We start from the raw sequence: 18,483 nt of genomic DNA, 5'->3' as shown, positions 1-18,483 counted from the left end.
GTGTGCATGTTGCGGAAACGTAATGGAGAAGGTGCACCCGGGCGAGCGAGTGCCATGGTCAGGACCGGTCGCTTGCGATTACCCTCCGGTTACTTGACCCCCGATGGAGGCCAGTTATGAAGCCTGTCGCCGATCCCGGCCAGCTCGCTCTTCTGAGCAACCGCAAGGACACGATGGCCCAGATGTTCCTGGAGCGGGTCGAGGCGACCCCTGCGCGGGAGGCGTTCCGCTTCCCTCGCGGGGAGCAATGGACGTCGGTGAGCTGGCGGGAGACCGAGCAGCTGGCCCGTCGGCGGGCGGCCGGGCTGGTCGCGCTCGGCGTCGAGCCGGAGCAGCGGGTCGCGATCGCGTCCAGCACGCGGATCGAGTGGATCGAGTGCTACCTGGCCGCCGTACTCGCGGCTGCGGCGACGACCACGATCTACCCGACGACGATCTCGTCCGACGTGGCGTTCATCGTGGCCGATGCCGATGTACAGCTGGTGTACGCCGAGGACGCGGGCCAGGTCGACAAGCTCCGCGAGCACCGGTCCGAGACGCCGTCGCTGCGCAAGGTCGTGCTGATCGACGGTACGCCGGAGGAGAGCGACGGGGACTGGGTCATCGCGCTCGGGGATCTCGACGCGCTGGGCGACGAGTACCTGGCCGAGCACCCGTCCGCGGTCGAGGAGCGGATCGCGGCGATCAAGCCGGACGATCTCTGCACGCTGATCTACACGTCCGGTACGACGGGACGGCCGAAGGGCGTGCGGTTGCCGCACTCGGCGTGGACGTACGAAGGCGCCGCGGTCGAGGGGATGCGGGTGCTGTCGCCGGACGACCTGCAGTTCCTGTGGTTGCCGTTGTCGCACGTGTTCGGGCAGGTGCTGCTCGCCGTACAGTGCCAGATCGGGTTCGCGACTGCGGTGGACGGGCGGATCGACAAGATCGTCGACAACGCGGCCGTCGTACAGCCGACGTTCATGGCGGCGGCGCCGCGGATCTTCGAGAAGGCGCACGCGCGGATCCGGACGATGATCCAGTCCGAGGGCGGGGCGCGGGCGCGGATGTTCGACTGGGCTTTCGGGGTCGGGTCTCGGGTTTCTGCGTTGCGGCAGGCCGGGCGGGAGCCTTCCGGGTTGCTGGCGGCGCAGTTCGCGGCGGCGGATCGGTTGGTGCTGTCGAAGATCCGGGCGCGGTTCGGTGGCCGGATCCGGTTCTTCGTGTCGGGTTCGGCGGCGCTGGACAAGACGCTGGCCGAGTGGTTCCACGCGGCCGGGTTGCTGATCCTCGAGGGGTACGGGCTGTCCGAGACGTCGGCGGGGTCGACGTTGAACCGGCCTTCGCAGTACCGGCTGGGCAGCGTCGGGCCGGCGTTCCCCGGGACGCAGTTCAAGATCGCCGAGGACGGGGAGATCCTGATCAAGGGCGACGGGGTGATGAGCGGGTACCACAATCAGCCGGCGCAGACGGCCGAAGTACTGGACGCCGACGGGTGGTTTCACACCGGGGACATCGGGCACTTCGAGGACGAGTTCCTGTTCATCACCGACCGGAAGAAGGACCTGTTCAAGACGTCGGGCGGCAAGTACGTCGCGCCGCAGGTGATCGAGGGTCGCTTCAAGACGATCTGCCCGTACGCGAGCCAGTTCATCGTCCACGGCAACAAGCGCAACTTCGTCTCGGCGCTGGTCACGCTGGACCCGGATGCTGTCGTCGGGTGGGCGTCCGCGAACGGCCTGGGCGGCAAGCCGTACGCCGAGATCGTCACATCGGACGCGGCCCAGGCGATGGTCCAGGGCTACGTCGACGAACTCAACGCAACCCTCAACCGCTGGGAAACCATCAAGAAGTTCACCGTCCTCGACCGGGATCTCACCGTCGAGTCGGGTGAGATGACGCCGAGCCTGAAGCTCAAACGCAAGTACGTCGAAACCGAGTACGCCGAAGTACTCGACAAGATGTACGAGTAGGTCTCAGCGGCCGAGGAACTTGCGGATCGACTCGACGTACTTCGTCGGTTCTTCCTGGTCGATGGAGTGGCCGGACTTGTCGAAGATCTCGAGTGTGGCTTGGGGGAGGCGGGTGGTTAGGTCGCGAGGGATGTCGAAGCCTACGTGGCGGTCCCAGAGGGCGGCGAGGACCAAGGTCGGGATGTCGAGGGTGGCCAGGTCGTCGGCCAGGGTGGGGCGTTCGGTGCCTACCAGGGCGAGGGCCAGCTCCATGTTGGATTCGGGAGACTCGGGATCATCGGCGGGGATGTTGGCCGGGTCGTAGTAGAAGAAGTCGACCGCGTTCTCGCTCTGCGCGATCGCGCCGATGGCCGCGACCGTGCGTTCGATCGGGTCGGTGAGGGGCTCGAGTTGGGCGCGGAGGGCGGTGCGCTCGGCCGGTGTGAGGATCGGGTCGACCGCGGCGGGGCGCATCGTCCACACGCCGGGATGGAGCGGGTCGGTGATCGGGGGAGCGTGCAGGATCAGCCGGTCGACATGGTTGCTGTGGGCAACGGCGTACTCCGCGGCCAGCAGGCAGCCGTAGGAGACGCCCCAGGGCGCGATCCGCTCGACGCCCAGCGCCGTACGCAACTCGTCCAGATCGGCGACCAGCTGCGGCATGGTGTACGTGCTCGGGTCGGACCGCGCCGTACGACCGCAGCCGCGCTGGTCGTAGAAGACGACCGGCGCGAACTCGGCGACCGCGTCACCGACCGACTGCTCGATCGAGTACGAGCTCTCGCCCGGCCCGCCGTGCATCAGCACCAGCGGTACTCCGTCATGGGAACCGCCCGCGATCCGGACCCAGTGATCGACCCCACCCGCGGAGATCGTCCGCACTCCGTCACTCAGCATGGGTGCGAGGATACGGGTCAGCGGTTCAGGTAGGCGAGGACGGCCAGCACGCGACGGTTGTCGTCGTCGGACGCCGGCAGGTCGAGCTTGGCGAAGATGCTCGCGATGTGTTTGGTGACGGCGCTGATGGACAGCGCCAGTTGTTGCCCGATCGCAGCATTCGACCGGCCCGCGGCCATGAGTTCGAGTACGTCGCGTTCGCGCGGAGTCAGCTCCGCGGTACGCCCCCGTGCATCGCCCCGGCTGAGCAACTTCGCGACGACCTGCGGATCCATCGCAGTACCACCCTCAGCCACCGACCGAACCGCCTCGATGAACTGCTCGGTGTTGAAAACCCTGTCCTTCAACAGATAACCGATCGCACCGTTGCCATCAGCAAGTAGCTCGCGCGCGTAGAGCTGCTCGACGTACTGCGACAACACGAGCACCGGGAACCCAGGTCGTTGCCGCCGCGCCTCGATCGCGACCTGCAGCCCCTCGTCGGTGAACGACGGTGGCAGCCGTACGTCGACCACCGCGATATCCGGCTGCTCATCTACCAATGCCTTCCGCAGCGACGGGCCGGTGTCGACCGCGGCGACGACCGTGAACCCGTGCTCGGCCAGCGTCCGGACGAGCCCGTCGCGCAGCAGGAACAGGTCCTCGGCGACCACTACACGGATCGGATCGCGCACGGCACCTCCAGCTGGACGCGGGTCGGCCCGCCGACGGGACTGTCGACCTCGACCGTACCGTCGAAGATGGCCAGCCGGCTCTCGATCCCACGCAGGCCGGTCCCGTTCATGGGATCCGCCCCGCCCGGGCCGTCGTCGGTGACGTCACAGCGCAGCACGCCGTTCTCGTACTGCAGCGTGATCGACACAGTGGTCGCCGTACGGGCGTGCTTGGCCGCGTTGGCGAGCAGCTCGTTGACGGCGAAGTACACCGCGGACTCGACCGGCAACGACGGCCGGCCCGGCAGGTCGGACGTGACCTCGACCTCGAGCAGCGAGTCGAGTGCCAGGGCGCGGATCGCGTCGGCGAGACCGCGGTCCGCGAGGACGGGCGGATGTACGCCGCGGACGAGGTCGCGCAGCTGGTCGAGCGCCCTGGACGAAGCCTCGCGGGCCGCGATCACCAGGTTGCGAGCCGCCTCCGGATCCTCGTCGAACAGCCGCTCCGCGTTGCTGAGGCTCATCCCGAGCGCCACCAGCCGCGCCTGCGCACCGTCGTGCAGATCCCGCTCGATCCGGCGCAGCTCAGCGGCCTGGGCGCCGGCGCTGTCCGCGCGGCTCTCGACCAGTGTCTCGACGCGCTCCTCCAACGCGGCCGTGCGCGAGGGGCCGAGCAGGTCGGCGGACCAGCTGGCGCGCAGCGTGAGCAGCAGCGGGCCGAGGTACAGACCGGCGGCGATCATCGCGAGGCCGACCGGGATCGCGGCGATCGCGGTGCCGGTCGAGGTCACGTGGATGGGGCCGAAGGAGTTGACGCCGCCAGCACGCTCGTTGGCTCGCCACACGAACGGCTGTACGACGGCGCCGTACACCCCGAACAGCGGCAGCGCGATCGCGAGCGCGGTCGCCCAGGTCCCGATGAGCGGGTCGATGAAAGCCCAGAGCACGTCCCGCCACGTACTGCGTGCCTTCAGCAGCGCGACCGCTCCGCGCTCGGTCCCGTACGGCCGCTCGACATACACCCCGGCCATCCGCGCCAGCCCGCGCGCCGCGTCGGCAACCTTCCGCAAGAGCCGGACGGCAAGCGGTACGGCGTACAGCCCGATCCCGACCAGGACGAGCGCGCTGCTGACGAGCACGAGCACCGCGGCGGCGACTCCCGCGATTGACAGGAGCATCGTCGCCAGCGCCCGCACCGGAGTGAAGAGCCTCGCCCTCATTACCCCAACCGTAGACATACTCCGACCCTGCCGCCTCCCGGCGCTCACTCCATTGCGTTTCCCTGCCCTACCACCCTGTACCTATCTCCACCTATGACTGTTCGAGGAGCTGCTTCAGCGCGTTCAGGTTGGCGGCCACGGCTGACTTGATCCGACCTGCGGCGATGGGTGCCACGAGGTTCAGCGGGCGAGGCGGGCGGAGGTCGACCGAATTGGTGAGTGTGGTGGCGTCACCTTTCGCGTCGAGCGTGTAGGTGAGGGTGGCGGGGAGACCGCTGAGGGTGCCTTCGACGGTGAGCTTCTGGTCCGGGACGAGCTCGATGATCTCCAGGGACTCGACCGCGTGGGTGGGGATCGTGCGGGTCTGCCGGTAGCGGGTGCCGACGCTGCGTGGACCGGGGGTCAACTGCTGGGTCTCGGCCAGCGCGTAGTTCCACTGAGGGAGGTTCTCGAGGTTGGCCAGGTAGGCGAAGACCGCGGTCGCGGACCGGTTGATGGTGATCGTGTTGGTGAACTTCATCTCGGCCGCCGTGAGCTGTCGACGAGGCGCTGGGCTGCGGTCGGGTCGTGGGCGGGGAGGATGACCAGGCCGGGGAGGTGCTCGGCGAGGGCCAGGACCTTGTCGGTGGTGGAACCGAGTTCGCCGCGGTTGCCGACTCCGGGGAGTTGGCGGCGTTCGAGCAGGGCGGCCTCGTAGGTGAGGTCGCCGACCATGAGGAGCGGTGGCAGGTCGCGCCGGCGTACCAGCATCGAGATCGAGCCCGGAGTGTGACCGGGCGTGCGGAGCAGCACGATCGATCCGTCGCCCATGACGTCGAACGACTCGGTGAACGGATCCAAAGCGGTGCCCGTGAAGTCGATGTGCTTCCAGCGCGCCCCCGGTACGTCGATGTGCGCGCGGAGGAATCCACGGGCCTCGGGGGAGAATCCGGACAGCTGGGCCCATTCCTCCGGCGTGATCAGGAGCTCGCTGCCGCCGAGCTGGGGGATCCCGCCGATATGGTCCTGGTGCAGGTGCGAGATGACCGCCTTGTCGACGTCGGCAACGGAGTACCCGAGGGTGCCCAGTTGCGCGTCGAGCGTCTCGTCCTCGGCGATGTGGAACTTGGCCAGCCGGTCGTACACGACTCCGTTGAACCCGCCCGGGAAGTACGACGGGTCGGTCACCGAGGCGCGGTCCTGGCCGGTGTCGAACAAGACCAGCCCGTTCGCGTGCTCGACGACGTACACGTTGATCGGGCGGGGTGGCAGCCACCGGCGGGACGTGAGCAGCCACCAGTAGAGCGGCTTCTTCGAGCCCTGCGCGTGTTCGGGGTGGATCTCGACGCTGCCGGTGCTGATCACCGACACCGCTCGGACCGGGTCCCCGGTGCCGGTGCGCGCGGGCAGTCTTGTTGCTTCCGTAGACATCTGAACTCCTGAAGTGCGATCGTCCCCGACGGATTCGGGGCCGAGGGCATCAGTCTTCGCCGGAGGTCGTGGGCACGTCTGTGACTTTTGTTGTGCGCCGGAGTAACCGAGGTCACGCCTCGTCGGGGTTCCAGGTCTGGTCGTGCAGCCCGGCGGGATCGAGGATGTGGACCGCGTCGGCGGAGGTAGCGACCAGCTGGGCCAGCCGGAAGTCGCGGAGCACGCGCGCCACCACCTCGCGGACCGAACCGACGGCATCCGCGAGCTCCTGCTGAGACACCCGGGCGACGAGTTCGCCGCGCGGACTCTGCTGGGTCGAGGCCAGATCCAACAGGTGCGCGGCGACCCGCTGCCGCACGGTGCCGAAGGCGTTGACCGCGGTCTGCTGCAGATTCTCGTACAGCCGCCGACCGAGCTCCTCCGCCATCGCCCAACCGACCCGGCTGTCAGTGCGCGCGGCGCCCGTCAGCAGCCCGGCGTCGATCCGCAAGAGCGTGCACTCCGACAAAGTCTGCACGCCGACATCCGCCGGCCCCGCCACGAGTACGGCGATCCCGAGCACGTCGCCGCCTCGCGCGTACCGGACCGTCACCTGACGCCCTTCCGGCGAGGACATGTAGACGCGCAGCAAGCCGCGAACGACCAGCAACGCCCGCGGCGAGGACCGCTCCCGGTACAGCGTGCTACCCGCCGGGTAACCAACTCGCTCACCCGACGTCAGCAACCGCTCGATCAGCTCACCCGGTAGCCCTCCGAGGAAGCTTCCAGCCAGAGCCGCCGCCACGTCCCCATCAGCCACCCCTCAAGCATGGGCCACTGACTCCGGCGAAGCTACTGGGTGCTCGTGGCCGCCAGGGCGGCGTGTTTGCCGGTGGTGAGGGATTGGCCTTGGTCGATCATTTGTTCGGCGATGCGGTCGACGGCCTTGGAGAAGGCCTCGGAGTTGTCCGGGTCCCAGTCGGTCAGGCGGTCGAGCATCCAGACCCGGAAGGCGCCGACGAAGCGCTGGAACATCTCCAGGCCGAGGGTGGTGAAGCGGTAATGGCCCAACGTCTCGGACAAGTAGCCCTCGGCAACCAGTTGGGACGCCAGGGGTTCCAGTACGCCGGGTGGCATCCGCAGGTCGCCGGTGATCTCGGCCAGCGTGGCGGAGCCCTGCTCGGCGCCGCCGCGGAAGACGCGCATGATCATCCAGGCCTCGGCGTGGCTGAGCGGAAGCCCGGACTCGGCCAGGACCTCGGGTGCGGGGTTGCGTTTGTGGTGCTGTACGACGAGGGCCGCGAGCTTCTGGAGTTCGTGTTCGGAGTCGAACGACGAGGGCGCCGCGAAGTTCTCGCCGACGTCGGACGCGGCCATCCGGGCGCTGTCGCGGAGCGGGACCTCCTTCAGCAGCAACGCGGTCAGGAACCCGAGCCCCGCAACCGGCACGGCCCACAGGAACACGGTGTGCAAGGAGTCCGCGTACGCCGCCGTCACCGCCGATCGCATCGACTCCGGCAGGTTGCGGACACCCTCGACCGTCGTCACCACCCGGGGATCCGCGCCGGTGGCCCGGACGGCTTCAGCCAGGTGAACCGGCAGCTGATGGGAGTAGATGGACCCGAACACGGCAACCCCGAACGAGCTGCCCATCGTCCGCAGGAAGCTCACGCCGGACGTCGCGACCCCGAGATCCGCGTAGTCGACGGTGCTCTGCACAACCACGGTCGGGACCGGCATACACAGCCCCACACCCACGCCGAGAACGACCATATAGCCGGCCGTCACGACGTACGACGTGGTGTTGTCGAGCAACGACAGCAGGAAGAGCCCGATACCGATCAGCACCGTGCCGACGATCGGGAACAACCGGTACCGGCCCGTCTTGCTGATGACCTGCCCGACCCCGACCGACGCCACCAGCAGACCCAGCACCAGCGGCAGCATCTGCAACCCGGACTCGGTCGCCGACGCGCCGTGGACGAACTGCAGGTACGTCGGCAGATAGGTGACCCCGCCCAGCATCGCGAACCCGATGATGAAGCTCAGCACCGAGCACACCGTGAACACCTGGGACCGGAACAATCGCAGCGGCAGCAACGGCTCCGCGGCGCGACGTTCGACCAGGATAAAGATGCCTAGCGCAACGATAGACCCGATCGTCATCGAGATGATGACGGGCGAGGTCCAGTCGTACTCGTTGCCGCCCCACGTCGTCACCAGCGTCAACCCGGTCGCGGCCAGACCTATGAACAGGATGCCGAGGTAATCGATACTCGGCTTCACCGCGGCCTTCACCGACGGCAACGTGATCGAGGCGACGATCAGGACGACGATGCCGAGCGGGATGTTCACGTAGAACGCCCACCGCCAGCTCAAGTGGTCGACGAACAGTCCACCCAGCAGCGGCCCGGCGACGGTCGAGACCCCGAACACCGAGCCCATCACGCCCTGGTACTTGCCGCGTTCACTCAGCGGTACGACGTCCGCGATCACCGCCATCGCGGTCACCATGATTCCGCCGGCGCCGAGGCCCTGGATCGCACGGGAGCCGACCAGCCACAGCATCGAGTCGGCCATCCCGCACAGCGCGGAGCCGGCCAGGAACAGCACGACGCTGATCAGGAACATCGGCTTGCGTCCGTACAGGTCGCCGAACTTGCCGATCAGCGCGGTCATGATCGTCTCGGCGAGCAGGTACGACGTGACGACCCAGGACAGGTGGTTGGCGCCGCCGAGGTCGCTGACGATGGTCGGCAGCGCGGTCGCAACGATCGTCTGATCGAGGGCCGCGAGCAACATTCCGAGCATGATCGCGACCACGACCGCGTTCCGGGTACGACGTCCGACCGGCTGAGCCTCGGTGTCCATAAGCCGAATGTAGCTATTTCCGGACATCCTGTGACCACGAAACGACGGAGATCCGATCAAGAAATAAACGGTCCGTACGATGGGTGGGTGCCGTCAACATTGCCCGAGGGGGAGGTTGCGCCCCGGGACGGGGCGTTGCCGGAGTCCGCCGTCCGCGAGGCCGCGAGCCGGCCGCTGGGGTTCTACCTGCACGTGCCGTTCTGCGCGTCGCGGTGCGGGTACTGCGACTTCAACACCTACACCGCGAAGGAGCTGGGTGGCGGCGGGTCCCAGGCGTCGTACGCCGAGACCGCGGTCGGCGAGGTGCGACTCGCCCGGCGGGTGCTGGGGGAGCTGGACCGGCCGGTCGACACGGTCTTCTTCGGCGGCGGTACGCCGACGTTGCTGCCGGCCGCTGATCTGGCCAAGATGCTCGCCGCGGTGCGGGACGAGTTCGGTCTCGCGCCCGGTGCGGAGGTGACGACCGAGGCGAATCCGGAGTCGGTGGACCCGGCGTACCTGGAGGCGCTGCTCGAGGCCGGGTTCACCCGGGTGAGCTTCGGCATGCAGAGCGCCTCGACCCATGTGCTCAAGATCCTCGACCGCCAGCACACTCCTGGGCGCGCGCTGCAGGCCGTCAAGGAGGCGACGGCGGCCGGCTTTCAGCATGTGAATCTCGACCTGATCTACGGGACTCCCGGCGAGACACTCGACGACTGGCGGGCCTCGTTGGAGTCCGCGCTGTCCGCTCAGCCCGACCACGTGAGTGCGTACGCGTTGATCGTCGAGGACGGCACGCAGCTGGCGCGACGGATCCGGCGCGGCGAGCTGCCGATGCCGGACGACGACGACCTGGCCGACAAGTACGTCCTCGCCGACGAGCTGCTTTCGGCCGAGGGCCTGCGCTGGTACGAGGTGTCCAACTGGGCCCGCAGTACGGCGGCCCGCTGCCGCCACAACGAGCTCTACTGGCGCGGCGACACCTGGTGGGGCATCGGCCCGGGCGCGCACAGCCACGTCGCCGGCACCCGCTGGTGGAACGTGAAGCACCCCACGGCGTACGCCGAACGCCTGAACGCCGGCGAAAGCCCCGCCCACGCCCGCGAAACCCTCGACGAAGAAACCCGCCGCATCGAACGAGTCCTCCTCGAGGTGCGCCTGGAGGCCGGTCTCCCGCGAGAGGTCCTGGACGACGCCGGCCGCGCCGCAGCCGAACAGGTGGTCGAGGACGGCCTCGCGGTGCTGGATGGTGAGCGGCTTGTGTTGACTGATCGGGGGCGGCTGCTCGCCGACGCGGTGGTTCGCGACTTGCTGCCGTAAGGCGGTCACGCACAGCTAACTGCCAGGGTCTGCGGCCCTGGGTGATCATCGTGATTCGCAGCGTGACCAGCGATGACACTATGTCAGGACCTTGTGACGCTCGTATCTCAGCGTGACCGCGGAGAGCTTGACATATCTGGTTTGGACGAATGAGACTCAGGTCACTTTCGCGATCCGAGAGCGCTCTCAACTCCGTCCAAGTTCCAGGGAGCACGTGACATGCGGCCCAGTGCCCGCTATCGCCCCATAGCCGGACTGCTGGCCTGCGCCGCGGTCCTGCTCGTGACCGCCGCCTGTGGTGGTGGTTCCAGCACGTCCGGTCCGACCGCCGCCAAGACGGACGGCCCGAAGATCGAGCTGACCATCGCGACCTTCAACGAGTTCGGGTACGACGACCTGTACACGGAGTACGAGGCCGCGCATCCGAACATCACGATCGTCGAGCAGCACGCCAAGACGGTCGACGACCACGTCAAGAACCTCGACGCGAACCTGGCGTCCGGGACCGGTCTGGCCGACATCGAGGCGATGGAGGTCAGCTGGATCTACAAGTACCTGGCCAAGGCCGACAAGTTCGTCGACCTGCGCCAGTACGGCGCGGACGACCTGAAGGACCGCTGGCTCGACTGGAAGGTGGCCGGCGCGACCACCCAGGACGGCAAGATCATCGGGTACGGCACCGACATCGGTCCGGAGGCGATCTGCTACCGGCGCGACCTGTTCGCGAAGGCCGGGCTCCCGACCGACCGTACGCAGGTCGCGAAGATGTTCCAGGACTGGCCGTCGTACTTCGCGAACGGACGGAAGTTCAAGCAGAGGGTGCCCGGCTCGGCCTGGTACGACTCCGCCGTACTGACCTGGGAGGCGATGCGCAACCAGCTGATCCAGGCGTACTACTCGAACCAGGACCGCTTCCTCGCCGCTGAGAACCCGCGGTTGAGGTCGACCTGGAACCAGGTGGTGGCCGGTAGCAAGGACGGCCTGTCCGCCGGGCTGGTCGCCTGGAGCGACGAATGGAACGCCGCCTTCCGCACCGACAAGTTCGCGACGATGGCGTGCCCGGGCTGGCTGCTCGGCGTGATCCAGGACAACGCGGGCAGTTTCGGCAAGGGCAAGTGGGACGTCGCTGACGTGTTCCCCGGCGGCGGCGGTAACTGGGGCGGCTCGTACCTGACCGTGCCGATCCAGTCGCCCCAGCCGGAGGAGGCCGCGAAGCTGGCCGCCTGGCTGACCGCGCCCGAGCAGCAGGTGAAGGTCTTCAAGAAGATCGGCTCGTTCCCGTCGACGCTCGACGCGTACAACGACCCGCAGGTGAAGTCGCAGGTCAACGCGTACTTCAACAAGGCGCCGGTCGGCCAGATCTTCATCAACCGGGCCCGGAACGTGATCCTCAAGCAGCACAAGGGTCCCCGCGACGGCGAGATCAACCAGATCTTCAGCGCGGCGCTGGCCCGGGTCGACGACGGCAAGCAGTCGCCGGACGCGGCGTGGGCGCAGGCCGTCGACCAGGCGGAGAAGGTTGCCGACACCCGGGTCGGCAACTGAAGAAATCTGTCAACACACCCCGGCGGGTGGCCAACGGCTGACGCGCGTTCGACCTAGGACGTACTACCGTGTGAACGCAGGCCGATCGACAGCCGAGGAGGGCCGATGGAAGGGTCTGGTTCTCCGACGTTGGAGCAGGTTGCGGCGGTCGCCGGGGTGTCGCGGGCAACGGTCTCGCGGGTCGTGAACGGCTCGCCGAAGGTGTTGCCGGAGACGGTCGCCGCGGTCGAGCAGGCGATCCGGCAGTTGGGGTACGTACCGAACCGGGCGGCTCGCGCGCTGGTGACCCGTCGTACGGATTCGGTCGCGATCGTCGTACCGGAGCCGGACAGCCGGGTGTTCTCGGACCCGTTCTTCGCCGGCATGCTGAGCGGCGTCAGCCGGACGTTGGCGCCGACGTCGTCGCAGTTGGTGCTGCTGATCGAGCCGGCTGAGGGGGATGACCAGCGGTTCATCCGGTATCTGCGCGGCGGGCATGTCGACGGCGCGATCATCATCAGCCACCACGGGCGCGACAACGTGCTGCAGGAGTTGGCGCAGTTGCCGTTGCCGATCGTGTTCAGTGCGCGGCCGCTCGGTGTCGACGTACCGGTGGCGAGTGTGGACGTGGACAACGTGGCTGGGGCGCGGACCGGTGTCGAGCATCTGCTGGCGATCGGGCGGCGGAAGGTCGCGACTGTTGCCGGACCGCTCGACATGACGGCCGGGATCGACCGGTTGACCGGCTACAAGGACGTGATGAAGGAAGCCGGGCTGCCGGCTCTGGTCGAGTACGGCGACTTCACAGCCGACGGCGGCGAGCAGGCGACGCTGCGCTTGCTGGATCAGCATCCGGACCTTGACGGGCTGTTCGTCGCGTCGGACCTGATGGCGACTGCCGCTCTCCGCGTCCTCTCCCAGCACGGCCGTCGCGTGCCCGCCGATGTCGCCGTAGTCGGCTTCGACGACTCGGTCCTCGCGACCATGACCACTCCGAAACTCACCACCGTCCGCCAGCCGGTCGAGCAACTCGGTGCCCGGTTGGCCGAGATCCTCCTGGCGAAGATCGGCGGGGCGCACCTCACCAGCCCCGAGATCTACAACACCGAGCTGATCATCCGCGACAGCGCCTGACGCTCTCACCCCACCGTGTCACGTTGGGGGTTGTGTGCGTGAGTTATGTTGGTGGTGCCAACGTTGGCGCTACCAACATAATGATCTCTGGAGTTCAGATGAACGACGAAGCTGCTCGTGTGCTTGTGGTCGGGCGTAGTCCGAGCGTGTTGGAAGAGGTGGTGGGGAGGTTGCGGGGGGCCGGGTATCGGGCCGACGTGACGAATCAGTTCGGGGAGGTGCTGGAGGACTACGACGCCGACGGGATCGATGTACTCGTGTTCGGGGGGATGGTTCCGCCGGATACCAAGGAGTTCTTGAGGGAGGAGATTGGTAAGCGGAACACCTCGGTGACCGTCGTGCAGGGGATGGTCGGGATTCCGGGGGTGCTTGCCGCTCAGGTTGATGCCGCGACCCGCGGGAGCGGGGCCGCCGTTGTCGAATACGACGAGGAGGAGCGGACCATCCGCCTCGAGTTGCCGGAGGATGCGTGGGTGACTGTGGAGGCGTTCTGGATGACCTCGTGGACGCCGCCGGAGCCGGGCAGTACTTCGTCGATGGTGTTCGAGGGGGAGCTAGCCGCGGGGACACGTGAGGTTGCTCTTCCGGATCGGGTGCCGGGTGAGGCGGCGTTCGTGGTGGTGAGGGTCGGCGGCGACGCGCGGGTGTTCGCGGTCGGCTCGATACCTCAAGCGGTCACGCGGATGGTTCCGAAGTCGGCAGCGGATCAGCGGTTGCCTGAGGTTGCGAAGGTCAGCACGCGGACGTTCAGTTGAGGCGGGCGTCGGGCAGGCCGTAGAGGATGTACGCGAGGCCGAGCGGGTTGCCGAGTCTGAGTAGTTCCAGCCGGGCCGCTCGGAGCGCGGAGCCGAGGCTGGTTTTGGGGGTGAGGGCGCCGTCGAGGAACGTCTTCGCGAACGCGTACGCGAGGCTCGGGAAGATGGCCGTCTCAGTACCGATGACAGCGCCGGCTCCGTTGTAGGTGAAGCCTTTGACGAGACTGATCGCCTTGTCCGGCTCGAGGGCGGCGGTATCGCAGGCATTCAGCACGACGAGCGGCCGGTGGTCGAGTGCGACGTGCTTGGCGGCGAGGTTCGACTTGGAGATCGCCGCGCGTCCGAGCTTGTCCAGGACCAGCACCGGTCCGCCGCGGTCGCGCTGCTGGCCGTGGCACAGGAAGTACAGGATCGGGTACGTCGCCGGCTTGGCCGCCTCTTTGAACCAGAGGTTCCGGTCGGTGACGTGCACCGATCCGGGCAGTCGGTTGATCACATCGCCGGCGTGGTTCGTCACGCCGGCGACGACAGTGTCGGGCACAGTGCCGATCAAGGCCGCGCGCGGCGAATCACCGCCCAGATCCAGGCGTGGTGTCGCGTCGTCGTCGTTGTTGTCGGACAGCGGTACGCCGACATCGTGGCGCAGACCCCAGAACCCGCTGGGACAGACGACCTCGGTGTCCGCGTGCTCGCAGCCGTCCGCCCCGAAGCAGGCGGACTCCAGCAGCGGCGTCCGCAAGCGGAGCGCCTCCTCGGCCTCCGGGCAGAGGGCGAGCGGGACGTTCGGATCGGTGTCCAGGTCGAAGTCGTAGAGGCCGGCCATCGGCGGTACGAAGGTGGAGTCGTTGCGAGGAGCGATGTCGACCACCCCACCGGGACGGCGCATGAGTTGCTGAAGCTCGCGGCGGCGCGTGGAGTTGGCGAAGTGACTGGAGATCTCCTCCCACGCGTCGTACCCGCTCCGGGCGAGCTCGATCAGATCCTTCCGCAGGCCCGTGAATGAGCCGAACGTCCCGTCCGGGAGTCGCGAGTACTTGTACGCCGTCGCCTTCGGCGGACTGTCCGATCCCCAGGCCGCGATCCGCAGGCCGCCGCGGATCATCTGTAACAGGTCCTTGACCTCGAGACCGTCGAAGACAGCCGACATCGACACCTCTTGTTCGTCGTCGGCGCCACGGAAGAAGAACCCGTGCGTGCCGTCACCGACGCTGTTGGTGTAGATGCTCAGCCGGCGTTCGGCGAGGCGGCTGACATCGGTGGTGGTGGGAGACGAAGCGATCGCGTACGGGGTACCGACCTTGAACCGCGCGGTCTGGCGGCCGATCGACAGGACCAGGTGATGCACTCGGAGCAGTGCGCCGTGATGGTAGAGGCAGACGCGAAGGTGGGACTGCCCGGGCTCGGTCGGGGTGTGGAAGCGGAAGTACAGCCGGGTCCTCCGCAGGTCGTCCGGTACGTCGACGTCGTCGGCCGGCTCGCCGACGCCCAGCGGGCGGCCGCTGCCGAGCCGGAGCGTACCGCTCGAACTGTTGCCATCGGCATCGAACAGGACCACCTCGAGGGTGTCGCCGGCAACCATCCGGGACAGATCGATACCGCCCATCGGGTCCGGCAACGCATCGGGATCCGCCGGCCCGACGCTCGCCCAGACGAGATAGTCCTGATCGGGTTGCAACGAACGGTTGACCAATGCGACCGCCGGTGTGTCCGCACGGGCCAGACCGACGTTGAACTGATCGGGCTCGCCCAGGTCGGTCCTGAAGTCCGAGAGATGGTTCAGGGTCGGCAGCCAGGCGGCGTAGCTCAGCGCGCGTCCGGGCGAGTACGTCCTGGGCTCGATGACCATCATGCGGTGCACGGTCTCGGAATCCAGTCCGGCGGTGACGCCGGTGACGAAATGAGGAAACGCGCGCTGGGCAACGGATATCTGACTGTCGAGCGCTGATGGGATCCGCGTGAGGTGCCCGGTGAGGGTCAAGCGCGCGGCATCGGCGAGCTGCCGGACATCATCCGTGGTGTCGTCGGCGGCCGTGGTCAGCGCTTCGCCGAGGTACTCGCGGCTGACGGCGCTGGCTCGCTGCAGAATGCCTTCGTTCAGCTGCAGCAGCTGTCCGGCGATGGCACGGACCGCGGCGTCGCGGCCGAGGGGATTGTCGTCCGACGTCAGCTCGTCGAGTACGTCGACCGCCGAGGTGAGCGCGGGCACCGTCTGACCCGGGTCCGCCAGCGCTTCGACCTGGAGCCTGCGCACGAGCAGCGCCGGCACCGTCGACAGATCGGATTGCGTCGCGAGGTTCTTCCACAGCTCCTTGTAGATCAGCTCGAGGACGTCGGGACGCACCCGCGATCCCAGCTCCTCGTTGGTCGTCCGGACGAGCCGGTACCAGGTGAGTTCGCGGTCGCGACGCATCGGCATCTGCGCCTTGGTCGTCAGTGTCGTCGCGACGTCCAGAACCCTGGTCAGGGACGCAGGATCTCCCACCCGTATGACCATTCGAGCCCCCCTCAAACGGTTACGGAGAGCGTACGCTCTGATCAGGTCTTTGCACGAGGGGGGAACCATGGGAACAGAGACCACTGTTGAGTACCGGCTGCCCGTGACCAAGGTCCGGCTGCAGGCCACGGTCACCGAGACGGTCGACACGATCGTCACCGAGAAAGCACCTGACGGGACCACCCGTCAGGCGAAGTCGCGGACAGCCGAGCGCAGCTTCACGCTCGTCACCGTGGCCGATCCGACTCCGTGCCTGCAGGTCAAGGTCGAGAGCGGATTGATGCGCGACTACGCGTTCGAAGTCGGTCTCACCGATGACGGACGCCTCACCAGCACGTCGATCGAGACAACCGGCCATCTCGGCCAGGTCCTCACCGCGGGCGCGACGCTCGCAGGCACAGCCCTGGCGCTTGCGACCGGCAACGTCCCGTTGGCCGCGCTGCTGGGAGCGGCCGGTGCCAACGCCGCTGTCGAGGAGCCGCTCGGCGACGGGGGCGACGACGTACCAGCGGAAGAAGAGCCGGCGGACGAGGAGCCGCTGTCGCCGGAGCAACAGGTGTGGCAGGCGTACGTCGCAGCGTTTCCCGAGCAGGCCACGCGCCAGACCGAGCTGACCGAAGAGCAACAGACGTTGGTGGGCGCCCTCGACGCAGCCCGCCGCCGGCTGCGGCTCGCAGTACCGGACCCGGCGAAGATGAAGTCCGAGCGGGAGGCGGTCGCAACGCTGGCCCGGTTGAAGGCTGACAACGAGCGCGAGCTCGATCGCGCGAACCAGCTCTTCGCCGCGTGGCGGGCCGGCACGCTGACCGAGACGAAGCTCGTGTACGACGAACTCGTCGATCTGGCCTCGTTGCCGACCTGGTACGCCGGAGTGCTGACGTTCGGGGCCGATGCCGAAGGCAAACGGGTCGAAGCGTTCTTCGAGAACGCCCTCGGCGTCGCCGCCCTCGTCACCGAGAACGGCACGGCCACGCCGACCTCCACCACGCCGACGTACAAGACCGACCGCTTCTACTACCGAACACCACGCCGGGTTCAGATCGGCCACGCGGTCGGCACGGCGCAGAAGTCGGCGTTGACCTCGAGCGAACGTGTCCTGGTGATGGACCGCGCCGGCGAGCTCGTCGACGTACCGATCCGCAAATCTCTCAGCGGGAAGCGCTCGACCGGCATCACGATGTCCGAGCTCGGCGCGATCACCAAGATCAACTATGGCGGAACCGCGAGCGCCGACGCGGGACTGCAAGCGCTCGCCGGCGTGCCCGCTGCGTTCGGCGGCGCCTACGAGACAGTGTCGAAGGCGCTCACTGCCCCGCAGCAGCGCGAGCTCGACAACCTCAAACGTGCCGTGGAGCTGGAGGAGCAGCGGCTGAAGCTGGCCGGTCAATCGGCAACGGCGACGGACTACGCGGAGCTCGCCCGGTTGAAGCAGGAAGCCGAGATCGCCGAGCTCCGCGCCAAGCTGCGGCAGCAGGGCGGCTAGGGCGGGTCGTTCTGGAACTGGAACTGGACCCGGATCGAGTCGTCCAGGGGGACGACGACGGTGGTGTTGGAGGCCGACCAGGTTTGGGGGACGAGGAAGAGGCGGTTCTGGCCTACGACCAGGAGGCGGAGGCCGCGGTAGCGGTAGTTGAAGGTCTGGCCGGTGCCGGCGCGGAGGGTGGTTTCTTCGATGCCGGGGGAGCGGAGGGCGAGCTTCTCCTTGGTGTCGAGGATGACGACCGGGAAGCGGTTCAGGTGCCGGGCGTCGGCGCGGGCCAGGCCGCGGCCGGAGTACTGCGCGGTTGTCGCGGTCGCCCAGAACGCACAGGTGACCGTGACGACTGCGAGCAGGGCGATGAGGATGCGTTGCGGGCCGAGGGTCGGGTCGGCCTTGCGGCGTAGATAGGTGAGGTAGGCAAGCGCCGCCGCGGAGAAGCCGATCACCCCGGGGACGATGAGGGCGTAGTACGGCACGTGGCCGATGAGCGGATACGCGAGGAGGCCGGCTACTCCGAGGACGAGCACCAGTACGGCGACGCGGGCGGCGCGGCGTACTGCGACCGGGGTCGGACGGATCGCGTTGTGCAGAAGGAGTGCCGCCACCGCGAGCAGCGTGATCACGAGCAGCGGGACGAGCAGGGGCTGGGGACTGCGCATCACGTAGTCCTGGGTGCTCAGGCCGATCGTGTCGACGTCGATCCCGAAGTACGCGTACTGCGAACGCGACGAGACGTAGCCGAAGTAGAACAGCAGCGCGCTGAGCAGCGTCACCGGCGTGATGATGCCGGCGGCGAAACTGATCCAGCGCTCGGCCTGCGACCGTTCGTCGGCCAT

General features: G+C 67.8%; 15 protein-coding genes. 6 read left to right on the top strand and 9 right to left on the bottom strand.

Annotated elements, in window-relative coordinates; genetic code table 11:
• Nucleotides 1-116 precede the first annotated feature (116 nt).
• Nucleotides 117-1,952: an AMP-dependent synthetase/ligase gene (locus tag ACFWUU_RS03625; protein WP_380172376.1), complete on the top strand. Its 1,836-nt coding sequence runs from the start codon at nucleotides 117-119 to the stop codon at nucleotides 1,950-1,952.
• Nucleotides 1,953-1,955: 3 nt separating this feature from the next.
• Here ACFWUU_RS03625 and ACFWUU_RS03620 read toward each other — a convergent pair whose 3' ends face one another.
• The 7 genes from ACFWUU_RS03620 to ACFWUU_RS03590 all read right to left on the bottom strand — a co-directional run bounded on the left by ACFWUU_RS03620 (nucleotide 1,956) and on the right by ACFWUU_RS03590 (nucleotide 8,961).
• A complete protein-coding gene (locus ACFWUU_RS03620) occupies nucleotides 1,956-2,828 on the bottom strand; it encodes an alpha/beta fold hydrolase (protein ID WP_380172374.1) in 873 nt (290 codons plus the stop codon).
• Nucleotides 2,829-2,845: 17 nt separating this feature from the next.
• The gene (locus ACFWUU_RS03615; RefSeq protein WP_380174263.1) at nucleotides 2,846-3,490 is read right to left on the bottom strand and encodes a response regulator; all 645 of its coding nucleotides are present in this window, start codon (nucleotides 3,488-3,490) and stop codon (nucleotides 2,846-2,848) included.
• Complete coding sequence (locus ACFWUU_RS03610; RefSeq protein ID WP_380172372.1) at nucleotides 3,481-4,701, bottom strand: histidine kinase; 1,221 nt, start codon at nucleotides 4,699-4,701, stop codon at nucleotides 3,481-3,483. Before ACFWUU_RS03610 ends, ACFWUU_RS03615 begins: the two co-directional genes overlap by 10 nt.
• A 91-nt stretch (nucleotides 4,702-4,792) precedes the next feature.
• On the bottom strand, nucleotides 4,793-5,221 hold the full coding sequence (locus ACFWUU_RS03605; protein ID WP_380172370.1) for an SRPBCC family protein: 429 nt from the start codon (nucleotides 5,219-5,221) through the stop codon (nucleotides 4,793-4,795).
• Nucleotides 5,218-6,111, bottom strand: a complete 894-nt coding sequence (locus ACFWUU_RS03600) for an N-acyl homoserine lactonase family protein (RefSeq protein WP_380172368.1) — start codon at nucleotides 6,109-6,111, stop codon at nucleotides 5,218-5,220. The genes ACFWUU_RS03605 and ACFWUU_RS03600 overlap by 4 nt, the downstream gene beginning before the upstream one ends.
• A 112-nt stretch (nucleotides 6,112-6,223) precedes the next feature.
• Complete coding sequence (locus tag ACFWUU_RS03595; RefSeq protein ID WP_380172366.1) at nucleotides 6,224-6,910, bottom strand: Crp/Fnr family transcriptional regulator; 687 nt, start codon at nucleotides 6,908-6,910, stop codon at nucleotides 6,224-6,226.
• Between the two features lie 32 nt (nucleotides 6,911-6,942).
• Entirely contained in the window at nucleotides 6,943-8,961 is a 2,019-nt protein-coding gene (locus ACFWUU_RS03590; RefSeq protein ID WP_380172364.1) for a DHA2 family efflux MFS transporter permease subunit, read from the bottom strand.
• Nucleotides 8,962-9,048: 87 nt separating this feature from the next.
• Here ACFWUU_RS03590 and hemW point away from each other — a divergent pair, with 87 nt between their 5' ends.
• From hemW to ACFWUU_RS03570, 4 genes are all read left to right on the top strand, one after another.
• A complete protein-coding gene (gene hemW, locus ACFWUU_RS03585) occupies nucleotides 9,049-10,260 on the top strand; it encodes a radical SAM family heme chaperone HemW (protein WP_380172362.1) in 1,212 nt (403 codons plus the stop codon).
• 219 nt (nucleotides 10,261-10,479) lie between these two features.
• A complete protein-coding gene (locus ACFWUU_RS03580; protein WP_380172360.1) occupies nucleotides 10,480-11,805 on the top strand; it encodes an extracellular solute-binding protein in 1,326 nt (441 codons plus the stop codon).
• Nucleotides 11,806-11,910: 105 nt separating this feature from the next.
• Nucleotides 11,911-12,918, top strand: a complete 1,008-nt coding sequence (locus tag ACFWUU_RS03575) for a LacI family DNA-binding transcriptional regulator (RefSeq protein ID WP_380172358.1) — start codon at nucleotides 11,911-11,913, stop codon at nucleotides 12,916-12,918.
• A 23-nt stretch (nucleotides 12,919-12,941) separates the two neighbouring features.
• Nucleotides 12,942-13,673 (top strand): hypothetical protein, encoded by a 732-nt coding sequence (locus ACFWUU_RS03570; RefSeq protein WP_380172356.1) that lies wholly within the window; start codon nucleotides 12,942-12,944, stop codon nucleotides 13,671-13,673.
• On the opposite strand, the gene ACFWUU_RS03565 is transcribed toward ACFWUU_RS03570, so the two are convergent.
• Nucleotides 13,666-16,155 (bottom strand): CHAT domain-containing protein, encoded by a 2,490-nt coding sequence (locus tag ACFWUU_RS03565; protein WP_380172354.1) that lies wholly within the window; start codon nucleotides 16,153-16,155, stop codon nucleotides 13,666-13,668. The two genes, ACFWUU_RS03570 and ACFWUU_RS03565, sit on opposite strands and share 8 nt — an antisense overlap.
• Before the next feature lie 79 nt (nucleotides 16,156-16,234).
• On the opposite strand from ACFWUU_RS03565, the gene ACFWUU_RS03560 reads away from it, so the two are divergent.
• Nucleotides 16,235-17,650 (top strand): hypothetical protein, encoded by a 1,416-nt coding sequence (locus ACFWUU_RS03560; protein ID WP_380172352.1) that lies wholly within the window; start codon nucleotides 16,235-16,237, stop codon nucleotides 17,648-17,650.
• Here ACFWUU_RS03560 and ACFWUU_RS03555 read toward each other — a convergent pair.
• Nucleotides 17,647-18,483 (bottom strand): hypothetical protein, encoded by an 837-nt coding sequence (locus tag ACFWUU_RS03555; protein ID WP_380172350.1) that lies wholly within the window; start codon nucleotides 18,481-18,483, stop codon nucleotides 17,647-17,649. The two genes, ACFWUU_RS03560 and ACFWUU_RS03555, sit on opposite strands and share 4 nt — an antisense overlap.

This window comes from Kribbella sp. NPDC058693 (genome assembly GCF_042715335.1).
GTDB classification, from domain to species: domain Bacteria; phylum Actinomycetota; class Actinomycetes; order Propionibacteriales; family Kribbellaceae; genus Kribbella; species Kribbella jiaozuonensis.
The sequence above is the reverse complement of the archived record's forward strand: the minus strand, read 5'-3'. Positions and strand labels throughout refer to the sequence as shown.